At 52.2% G+C, this 2,125-nt stretch carries 1 protein-coding gene; it reads right to left on the bottom strand.

Annotation, left to right across the window (positions count from 1 at the left end; all coding sequences use genetic code 11):
* Positions 1-216 precede the first annotated feature (216 nt).
* Complete coding sequence (locus OXG75_01215) at positions 217-1,338, bottom strand: glycosyltransferase family 2 protein (GenBank protein ID MCY3624611.1); 1,122 nt, start codon at positions 1,336-1,338, stop codon at positions 217-219.
* Positions 1,339-2,125: the final 787 nt, after the last annotated feature.

Raw genomic sequence — 2,125 nt, 5'->3', positions numbered from 1 at the left:
ATCCCTTATGACAGCTGGTGCTCCGGCTTTCAGTTAACATCGTTCTGCTACAATTATAACTGAAAGGGCATCTTTTGGAACACCGATAGACAGAACGATGTAGGCGAGAGGAATCACGGCCTCCGCCCGAAGCAAGAGAGCATTCTCCTGAGCTCTTTTTTCTTTTCGGTCATCATTTAGCCAAGAAATATACAATCTCCCCGCAGAAACTTGCACCTATCCTTCGCGATCCACCCCGCGAAACGTCCAGCGGGAGTTCAGGTAATAGTTAAGCAAAGCGCCCGGAGCGATCCCGCACGCTTGGAGCAATACGGGGAAAACTCGGGGAAACATAATTGATAGGGTGACAAAGACCGAGTAGCTGAGTAAAAGAGTCATAAGGGAAACCACGGTAAATTTAACCCCCCTTGCCGACCTACGCCCGATCATGGCGCGGTCACCGAAAGCCCAGTAATTATTCATCATGAAGTTCGAAAAAATAGAGATCATTATCGCCACGGGCGAAGCGACAAACTTGTGAATACCAAACCTGAGCATAAGGTAGAAAGAAACCAGACTGACAACCGCCCCGCAAAGACCTGTAAAGCAGAACTTGGCGAAGGTAATGTGGCTTCTCAGGCGAATCCGGAGAATGCCGAGCAGAAACTCCGCCATGTTCGCCACGCCAAGCTTGGTTTCCCCGCGCTCGCGCTCGCTGAAATGGATCGGCTCCTCTACCACGCGCGCTCCGTAGCGGATCAGTCGGTGAAGAAGTTCGACCTGAAACACATACCCCCTCGCCCGGACATCCCGCAGTCCCGCCGCCCTGAGTTTTTTCGTCCTTATGGCCTTGAACCCGGCGGTGCAGTCGGAAACCCCCTTCAGGCCGCCTATCCACCTGGCAAGCCGATTTCCCCACCGCGAGAGGAGTCGCCGCCTCAGGTTCCAGCGTTCATCAAGCGAGCCTCCCACGACGTAGCGGCTCCCGATAGCCACATCGGCACCGTCCGCAATCCTCCCAAGCAATCTCCTGGCGTCGGCCGGGTCGTGCGAGAAGTCGGCATCCATCTGCACCACGACATCGGCGTCGAGAACATCCATCGCATGGGTGATTCCGCGCACGTAAGCGTTCCCGAGGCCTTGCCGCTTTCCCTCGAGCAGATAAACGCGTCCGTCCGTTTCGGAAGCAAATTCCCGGACAAGTTGCGCCGTGCCGTCAGGACTGTGGTCGTCAACGACAAGAAACACTGTATCCGGATCCCTGTAGAGCTGCGTAAGCCGCCTGAGCAGCGAAGTGATATTAAGCGCCTCGTTGTAAGTCGGGATAACGAAGCACACCCTTGTGTTGCCGACACTCAATCAGAAGCCTCACGCAAGGCAAAAGTGGAACAAAAGACAAAACTGTCTGTGGAAATGCTTTTTCCGCTCAATTTCGACACTCCCCGCAATTATTTTACCGGAACTGGCAGGGAAAGTTATTTTCCCGCCCGCAGGTGAACCTCACTTATCATCCTCGGTGTTGAAGAAACCGCCGTGAAAGTCTTTCTTCCGAAAGTTATCCGTACGGGGATTTGTTCAGGCATATGCTCAAAAAGCTGCAGGTGATTCAATTGAGTTGCCGAAAATTGCCTGCTGAAAATAACGCTTGTGGACAAATCAGGGAGAGTTACGTCTTAGCAGTGTCGGGAACAGCATTCTGGGCACAGCAAACACAGAAATATCCAGACCTCCTGTCCAAATTGCCGATTCCGGAGTGAAAAACTGCGCTTCCCGCAGTCAGTTCAGGACTTCCTGTCTTTTACAAGCGCCCCTTGAACATTGAAGTGCACCACCCCTAAAATCAGGGTTTGAGTCCTTATGAGGGATACACCTCAATTTGAAAGGGCCAAGCGACAAAGATAATCTCTAAAGTGCTATCAATAGGAGGTTATCGAATGTCATACAAGCACTTGACCCCAAAAGAAAGGTTCCTGATCCACCACTATTTGCAAGAAGACTGCTCGCGGCGCAAGATTGCCAAAACCCTCAGACGCAATCCCTCTACGATCAGTCGAGAGATAAGGCGTAACACCGGTAAACGTGGTTACCGATACAAGCAGGCAGATCAATTCGCAAAGCGTCGTCGCAGGGAAGCATCCTCAGTTCC

The organism is Candidatus Dadabacteria bacterium (assembly GCA_026705445.1).
Taxonomy (GTDB): Bacteria; Desulfobacterota_D; UBA1144; order Nemesobacterales; family Nemesobacteraceae; genus Nemesobacter.
Note: the sequence above shows the minus strand (reverse complement) of the source record. Positions and strands in the feature narration are given on the sequence as shown.